Raw genomic sequence first — 8,686 nt, 5'->3', positions numbered from 1 at the left:
GGTGATCAGACTGACCGTGCCGAGCGCGACGACGTTGCCGCTGACCATCGCGAACCGGCGGCGTCGTGGCCCGGGATCAGGTTCCTCGGCTCCCGGGACCAGCATCGGTCCCGGGCCGGCGGTCACGCGAACCCTGCCTACTTGATCAGCTTCCAGGGGCCGCTCGTGTTGCCCGGCTCCTCGCCGCGTGTCCACCACTTCGCCTCGTACACGTGGCCCTTGAAGGACACCCGGTCGCCGGCGTTGTACACCTTGGTGAGCGTCCAGGCCGCCGGGCTGTTGTCCGGCGGGGTCGGGGCGATCTCCTCCCAGGATCCGTTGCGGTCACCCGGCTTCTGGTTGCGGGTGTACCACTGGGCCCGCCACGTCTTGCCGTCATAGAGGGCGACGTCGCCCGAGTTGAAGATCCGCGACGCGGTCCAGATCGCCGTACCGTCCTCGGTCATGGCGATCTCCTGCCACGCGCCGTTGGGGTCGGCGCCCGGCTTCTGGTTCCTCGTGTACCAGGAGGCCCGGAAGACCCGGCCCTGGTAGGTGACCCGGTCGCCGTCGTTGTAGACGGTCGACGAACTCCACTCGGACGGCAGGTTCACCGTCAGGACGGCGGTGGCCTGCACCGGCGTGAGCAGGTCAGTGCCCGGGTACGACGCGGTCAGCAGGTGCTGGCCACCCGCGAGGCCCACCGGGAGGGTGAACGTCGCGACGCCGTTGGTCACCGCGGCCGAGCCGCGAACTGTCGTACCCTCCCGCAACTCCACCGCGCCGGTGACCGGCGTGCTGCCGGCCGCGACCTTCACGGTCACCGTCGCCGCGCTGCCCCAGTTGGTCGGGGCTGCGGTGACGGTCATCGTCGGGACCTGCTTGGCGGTCGCGAACACGGCCGGCTGGGCCACCGCCTCGCCACCGTCGGCGCTCTTCGCCGAGACGACCCAGCCGTACGAGGTGCCCGGCAGGAGCTTGCCCCAGGTCGTCGTGGCGACACCGTTCGAGGCCACCTCGGCGGTGCCGATCACGCCGGACGGCACGTACGCGGCGAGCGAGTCGGTGCTGAACGACGTCTTACGGGTGGTAAGGTCCACCGGCAGGGTCAGGTTGTCCTCCGAGCCGTTGTACCGCGGCTTGGTCTGGCTGCCGTCCTGGCGGATGTCGTACTCGGTCGCCCCGAAGTTCTTCAGGAACGGCGAGTACGTGTCGATGTGCATCTCGGCCCGGTCCACGTCGAACTGGAGCAGGCGCAGGAAACTCGCCCCGAACTGCAGTCGGTCGGTGGCCTTGTGGTCCGGGGTGCCGTCCCCGTTGACGTCGACGGTGCCGTCGGCGGCGACCTGCTTCGGCCAGAGTTCGGCGGCGGTGACCGTGTAGAACTGGTAGTCCGCCAGCAGCTCGACGACGTCGTGGCTGACGGTGACGCCGATCTTCGACTTCAGGTTGGTGCCGACGCCGTGCTCGTGACCGGCGAGGACCAGGAACACGTTCGGGTTGACCTCGACGACCTGCTTGAAGAGCGGCGAGCCGTCCGGCGCGGAGAAGTCGGCACCCCGACCGTCGGGGTTGGCCGAGGGCTTCAGGTAGTCGTGGGAGAGCAGGATCCCGTTGCGGTCCTTGTACCGCTTGAAGATCGAGTCTGCCCACTTGGCCTCGGCCGGCGTAACGCCGTACGACAGGCCGACCGCGACGAAGTCCAGACCGCCGGCGGAGAAGAGCAGGTAGTTGTTCTGGTTGTCGGTGCCGGGCGTGACCGAACCGTCGGCCTTGGTCACCTCGTCCCACGCGTGGTACTCGGTGCCCTCCGGCCAGGCCTTCGCCGTCCCGTAGTAGCGGTCCGCGCTGAAGGTCCGGCTGAACCGGGACGTGGGGCCGGTCTCGGCACCGAGCTGGTCGTCGTGGTTACCCGCGATGACCTGGTTGACGACACCGTTGTCGTCGAGGATCTTCTGGAAGCCCGAGGCGGTGGCGAGTTCCTTCTCCACCTGCTCGTGCAGGCCGGGCCGCTTCAGGGAGCCGTCCGGGTTCTTCGCCAGCGGGTCGTAGTAGTCGTTCTCGATGACGTCACCGGTGTGCGCCGCGTACGCGATCTTGCGGCTGTCCGCGTTGTCGGCGATCCACTGCATCTGGTCGCGGTACGCGGCCGACCAGATCGCCTGCTCCTCGGCGGTCTCGACGTCCGAGGGCTCGGCGTTGCCGTCGAAGTCGTCGTACGTGCCGCCGGCCGCCCCCTCGGTGATGTACTGGGTGTCGGTGAAGTGCGCCAACGAGAAGTCGTACGAGGCGGGGTCCTCGAAGCGGTCCTTGTCGTTCTGCGCCGTCGAGTCGCGCGGCGACAGGTCGTCGGCGAACGGGTCCTCGCCGGTGACCAGCACGTGCACCACACCGCCGTCGCGGTAGCCGGCCTCGACCGGCGCGGTCAGGACCGTGTCCTGCCCGGCCTTCCCCCGGGAGCTGGTCAGCACGACCCACTTCCCGGTCGCCGGGTTCCACGCCCACAGCGCCACGATCCGCGCCGGGTCGATGGCACCGGACCAGCGCAGCGTCGGCGCCTGCGTGGTGGCGCCCAGCGGCAGGTCGTACCGCTGGAAGGCCACCCCGCGGCTGGACGGGCTGTCGATGGTCGTGCCGTCGAGCGGACGCAGCGAGGTGACGTCCACGCTCCGGTCGTGCTGGACGTCGAGCGTGGTCGGCACGTCGGCCGCCTCGCCCTGGTAACCCTTGGTGGGCAGGACGACGTCGGCCTTGGTGAAGGTCGCGGTCAGCCCGACGCCCTCGGTGCCGGGGATCCGGGCGGACAGCTCCGCCGAGAGCGGGTCGGTGTTCTTGACCGTGGCGTTCAGCTCGGTCGGGACGTCCGGGATGCTCGCGCTGCTGAACCGCACCTCGCGGGTCGCGGTGTTGCCGAGCGCGTCGGTCGCCGTCATCGCGATGGTGTGCTCGCCGGCCGGTAGGCCGTGACCGATCTGGTCGCCCTGCTTGACGGCCGCGCCGTCGAGCGTGAGAGCCGGCGTGCCGACCACGCCGCTGGCGTCCTTGACGCTGACCTCGAGCGCCACCGTCGACGTGAGCCGCTGGCCGGCCGCCGGGACGCTGCTCGCGATCTCCGGGGCGGTGTTGTCGGTGGTGAACCGCCGCGTCGAGGTCTTGTCCCCGACGACCGCCTTGATGGTGTGGGCACCGTCCGCGATCGACGTCGTGTCCACGTCGGCGCGCTTGCCCAGCGCCGGCAGCGCCGAGCCGTCCTGGGCGGTGACGTCGAACAGGACCATCGCGGTGAGGACGCCGTTGAAGCTGCTGCCGCAGGTGCCGTCACCGATGTACGTGGTGACGGGCGAGCCGGCGGGGTAGGTGGCCGAGCCGATGGTGACGGTGGTCTGTGCGACCGAGCGGGTCAGCCGGGTCGCCTTCGCGCCGCTGGGCAGCAACTCGAAGTCCCGCAGCGTGAAGTCGTCGAAGTTGTCGCAGCCCCCCGGCTTGGCGCTGCCGTGGTCGCTGCCGGCCACGAACTCCAGGGAGTTGACGCCCGGCACCAGCCACTCGTTCGGGAAGGCGAGGTTCGCGACCTCCTTCTCCCACATCCCGATCTCCAGCGGGATGCCGTTGACAAGCACCGTGTTGTCGTACCCGTTGTCGCTGCCGTTGCCACCGACGAACACCTTCAGGTGCGCGTCGCCGCCGGCGGCGAGGGTGTCGACGGTGCGCGTCGTCGGCGCGTCCGCGACGGTGAAGTGGAACTCGGCCTCCTTGTTCGCACCGCAGGTGCCGTCGCCGAGCGCCAGGGACGCGGCGGTCGTCTCCGCCTTCGTCACGGTGGTGCCGCTGGTGGTGATCAGGTACGTGGTGCCGGGCGTCACCGTGCCCGCCGTGCTCAGGGTGAGGCTGGTGGCCTCCCGGGTGAGCTTGAAGTCGTCGTGGTTGGCGCAGGTAGCGCCGTTGAGCGTGCCGTTGTAGTCACCGGTCTTGACCTGGACGACGTTGTCGCCGAGGTGCAGGAACCGGTTCGGGAACGCCAGCTTCACGGCCTCCGCGCCGAGCGCGCCGTAGTCGCCGCCGAGGTCGACCCGGTGGCCGTTGACCAGCGCGTAGTTCTGGTAGCGGGCCTCGACCGAGTTGCCGGCCTCGACCGCGAGGCCGAGGGTGGCGGTACCGGCGGCAAGCGTCTCCGCGTTCTCGGCCGGCTTGTCGTCGATGGCGAGCGACTCGACGCTGTCCTTGCCCGCGGTCGCGAGCGCGGCGATCACCGGCTGGGTTCCGCGTACGCGGGCACCGTCACCGGGGGTGATCACCGCCGCGCCGGCCGGGGCGTTGTTGACGTCGACCGTCACGCTCGTCTTCGCGCCCGACTGGGTAGTCGCGCTGACGGTGTGCGTACCGTTGGTGAGCTGTGTGGTGTCGAGGTCGGTACGCAGGCCCGAGGTGCTGCCCGGCTCGCCCGAGACGACGAACGTCAGGTCCTGGTTGAGCAGCTTCGCGGAGCTGCCGCAGGTGCCGTCGCCGAAGCTGTAGCTGAACAGGTTCTGTTCACCGTCGGCGACCACACCGAGCAGGCTGAGGCTGATGCTGCTCAGCGCGTAGTCGTCGTAGTTGGGGCAGCGGCCACCCTCGCCGTTCGGCAACTCCTCGTAGCCGACGGCGGTCTTGGTGGTCGAGTCGACCCAGTTCGCTCCGGCGTGCACGGTGATGGTGTTCGCTCCCGGGCGCAGCCAGTCGCCCGGGAAGTCGAGGGTGCCTACCTGCCCACCGGCGATGTCCGGGAGGTAGACCCGGTCCGCCTCGGCCGTGTGGGCGTTGACGGTGACGTAGTTGCGGTAACGCGCCTCGGTGCCGTTGCCACCCATCTCGAAGGCGAAGTGGGCGGTGCCGGCGGTCTTGTCGGCACTGATCTTGTCGCCGTCGACCGCGAGCGTGGTCACCGAGTCGTTCTCGGTGACCGGCTCGACGACGACGGGGAGCTTGCCCTCGACGTTCTGCCCGCTGGCCAGGTTGATCAGCGGGGTGTTTCCGCTGGTCGGGGTCGCCTGCGCGCCCGCGAGGGTGGGGTTGAGGGCCGTTGCCGGTCCGGCGATGAGGATGAGCGCGACGGCGGGCAGGATGCCGCGTGTTCGCTTCCTCCGCGCACGTGGTTCGTGCGTCATGCGGGGTTTCTCCTTATTGATGGGTCAACGTGGACGCCACCGACGTGCAGAAACCCGCCACGACACTGCGAGGCCGAGCGGTTGGGGCCATGCCAGCGCTCCGGTCCACAGGTGCTGTGGCACGCCGGCGGGCGCGGCCGTTCGCTGACCCTGCCGGCTCTGGGCGAACTCGCCAGCCAAACCGGATGAGAGCCGGACGCTGTACGGGTGAACAGTTAGTTGATCAACAGCATCAGGCAGCGCGGAGCTGGTCACCGGCCCCCGGCATCCTGAACACGGCGTGCGACGTGCCCACCTGCCGTTCAGAGCACCCGGTTCGCCTGCTCGGCGGCGACGACCGCGTCCCGCTGTGCCGGGTCGAGGTTGGCACTGATGACCACCGACGCGCCGGCGGAGAGCGGCGCGAGCAACCACTTCAACGGCTCCTCGTGCTCGGCCGCGTCGACCAGCAGCCGATCACCGGCACGCAGGTCCAGCATCTCGGCGATGCCCTGGGCGACAGCGCCCCACTGGCCGTAGGTGGTGCCGTCCGCGGTGGCGGGGTCCGACGGGTGGATGGCGGTGTGGTCGGGCGTGGTGTCCGGGTGACGGAGCACCTCGGCGGACCAGTCCAGCCATCCCAACGGCACGTCGGCCAGCGGCCCCGGTCCCGTGCCGACGAGGTAGCGGTGCGGCGCGTCGGGCACGTCCTCCAACCAGTCGTCCTGCCGCTGCGGTGTGACGAGGACCGCGTCGAACGGCCGGTCACCGCCCGCTTCGAGGACCGGCAGGCCCGCCGTGGCGCGCGGCCGGAACGACACCGCCAGGCCGCAGGCCCAGGCGCCCAACAACACCGCTGCGGTACGCCAGTGCGGAGGCAGCAACACCGCTACGCGGCTGCCGGGGCCGAGCCCGCAGCCGTCCCGCAGCAGGCCCGCGCTTCGGGCCGCCCAGGAGCCAACCTGCTGGGCGGTCAGGTCGACGCGCTCACCGATCGCCTCGTCGCGGTAGCTCAGCATCGGACGCTCGGCTTCGACGGGTCGGGCCGCCAGGTCGGCCGTGACGGTTGGCTGCATCTCCACGCTCCCCGGGTCGAGTCGGCACCACAGTACTCAACGACTGTGGTCGCTCCCGCCCTTCGCCCGCTGTTCACGTCGCCGCAAGCTGATGCTCCCCGACAGGTGTCAGCCTCCGTGCGGGTACGACCTAATGGAGGAAGTCCTTGACTCTCAGAAGAGCATTCACCGCGCTCACCGCAGCCGGTGTCGCCGCCGCCAGCCTGGCCGGGGCCACCCCCGCGTCGGCCGGCGCGCACCATCACCCGGGCCCGTCGCTCGCCTTCGACCGGGTCGCCACGTACCCGGTGTTCCAGAACCGTCCGGCCGGCGAGGACCCGACGACCGCGACTGTCGCCGAGATCTCGGCGGTCAGCGAGGACGGTCGCACCCTGATCCACACGGACGCGCTGGCCAAGCGGATCGGTTTCCTGGACATCTCCCGTGCCGACCGGCCGCGCGGCCTCGGCACGCTCTCCCTGGCCCAGCTCGGCGACGCCGAGGACGAGCCGACGTCGGTCGCGGTGGTCGGGAAGTACGTGCTGGTAGTGGTGAACACCAGCGTCAGCTTCACCGAGCCGTCCGGTCGGCTCGACGTGATCGAGTTGGCCAGCCGCAAGCGGGTGGCCAGCTTCGACCTGGGCGGTCAGCCCGACTCGATCGCGATCAGCACTGACAAGCGGTACGCCGCGATCGCCATCGAGAACGAGCGGGACGAGGAGGCGACCCCGCCCGGCGGCGAGGAGGGCGACCTGCCCCAGGCGCCCGCCGGTTTCGTGCAGATCGTCGACCTGGCCGGGAAGTCTCCGGCCGGTTGGCGGCTCCGGCCGGTCGCGCTGACCGGCGCCGACGGCAGCGCGCTGCCCGCGCTGGTCCAGGCGGGCCTCGCCGCACCGGCCGACCCCGAGCCGGAGTACGTCTCGATCAACGGCCGGAACCAGTTGGCCGTGACGCTCCAGGAGAACAACGGCGTCGCCGTGATCGACCTGCCCACCGGCCGGATCACCACGGTGTTCAGCGCCGGCACCGCCACCATCAGCGGCATCGACACCAAGAAGGACGGTGTTATCGACCTGACCGGCAGCATCACCGACGTGCCCCGCGAGCCGGACGCGGTGGCCTGGGTCGACGACCGCTATCTCGCCACGGCGAACGAGGGCGACTGGCACGGCGGCACCCGAGGCTGGTCTGTCTTCGACAGTCGTACCGGTCGCGTCGCCTGGGACGCCGGCAACACCTTCGAGCGACTCGCCGTCACCTACGGGCTGCACAACGAGGACCGGGCCGGCAAGAAGGGCACCGAGCCGGAGGGTGTGGCGGTCGCCGAGTACGACGGCGTGCGGTATGCGTTCGTCGGCTCCGAGCGGAGCAACTTCGTCGCCGTGTACGACCTGAGCAACCCCACCCGCCCGGTGTTCCGGCAGGTCCTGCCGACCACGAACGGGCCGGAAGGGCTGCTGCCCATCCCGTCGCGCGGGTTGCTCGCGGTCTCCAGCGAGGAGGACGACGCTTCGGTGAACGTGCGGGCGTCGGTATCCCTCTTCCAACTGGGCAAGGGCACGCCGACGTTCCCGAGCATCGTGTCCGGCACCGATCCGGCCGGCGCACCGATCGGTTGGGGTGCGCTCGGCGCGTTGAGTGCGGCCCCGGGCACGCGGGACCAGCTCTACAGCGTCACCGACGCGGCGTACAGCCAGACCCGCATCCTCACCATCGACGCGAAGCGGACGCCCGCCGTGATCACCGGCGCGCTGCCGGTGCGGGACGCGGCCGGCGCTCCGGTCGGGTACGACGCGGAGGGCATCTTCGCCCGCCCGCAGGGTGGCTTCTGGCTCGCCGTCGAGGGGGCCAAGGGCGCGGAGAACAAGCTGGTCCGGCTCGACGCGGACGGCGTGACCCGGCAGACCGTGGCGCTGCCCGCCGAGGTTGCCGCCGGTCTCGCTAAGCAGGGCCTGGAAGGCGTCACGGCGACCACCGACCGGCAGGGCCGGGAGATCGTCTGGGTGGCCGTGCAGCGGGAGTTGAGCACCGACCCGACCGGCGTCGTCCGGCTCGGCCGCTACGACCTCACCGCGGGCACCTGGAGCTGGTTCGGCTACCAGCTGGGCACCACCACCGTGCCGGGCGACTGGATGGGCCTCTCCGAGATCACCGTGGTCGGCGACCGGTTGGCGGTCATCGAGCGGGACAAGCTGAACGGCCCGGCCGCCACTGTCAAGCGGATCTACACGGTGCCGCTGCCCGGTGCGGCGGCGACCGGCCCGCTGACGGTGCTGCCGAAGACGCTCGCCGTCGACGTGCTGCCCACGCTGCGCGCCACCAACGGCTGGACCCAGGAGAAGCTGGAGGGTCTGACCGTGGCCGGCAACGGCGAGGTGTACGCGATCACCGACAACGACGCGGTGCAGAACGCCACCGGCGAGACGGTGCTCCTGCGGCTCGGCTCCAGCCGAAAGGTCTTCGGCCAGCGCTGATCCGCCAGGCCCGGCGTCCGCAAGCGTGGACGTCGGGCCGCACGGTTCCCACCGT

General features: G+C 70.7%; 3 protein-coding genes. 1 reads left to right on the top strand and 2 read right to left on the bottom strand.

Going from position 1 to position 8,686, the window contains the following annotated elements:
* Window positions 1-137: 137 nt before the first annotated feature.
* Window positions 138-5,123 carry a carbohydrate-binding protein gene (locus tag ACWER9_RS26980; protein WP_452304476.1) on the bottom strand — a complete coding sequence of 1,662 codons (4,986 nt, stop codon included), beginning with the start codon at window positions 5,121-5,123 and terminating at the stop codon, window positions 138-140.
* Window positions 5,124-5,425: 302 nt separating this feature from the next.
* Window positions 5,426-6,178: a TIGR03089 family protein gene (locus ACWER9_RS26975; protein WP_452304475.1), complete on the bottom strand. Its 753-nt coding sequence runs from the start codon at window positions 6,176-6,178 to the stop codon at window positions 5,426-5,428.
* A 146-nt stretch (window positions 6,179-6,324) separates the two neighbouring features.
* Between ACWER9_RS26975 and ACWER9_RS26970 the strand changes: the two genes are divergently transcribed.
* Window positions 6,325-8,631 carry an esterase-like activity of phytase family protein gene (locus ACWER9_RS26970; RefSeq protein ID WP_452304474.1) on the top strand — a complete coding sequence of 769 codons (2,307 nt, stop codon included), beginning with the start codon at window positions 6,325-6,327 and terminating at the stop codon, window positions 8,629-8,631.
* Window positions 8,632-8,686: the final 55 nt, after the last annotated feature.

This window comes from Micromonospora sp. NPDC003944 (assembly GCF_053605225.1).
The sequence above is the reverse complement of the archived record's forward strand: the minus strand, read 5'-3'. Positions and strand labels throughout refer to the sequence as shown.

Excerpts from the sequence above, each read along its gene's own strand:
- ACWER9_RS26975 (WP_452304475.1), bottom strand. The coding sequence starts at position 6,178 with ATGCAGCCAACCGTCACGGCCGACCTGGCGGCCCGACCCGTCGAAGCC.
- ACWER9_RS26980 (WP_452304476.1), bottom strand. The coding sequence starts at position 5,123 with ATGACGCACGAACCACGTGCGCGGAGGAAGCGAACACGCGGCATCCTG.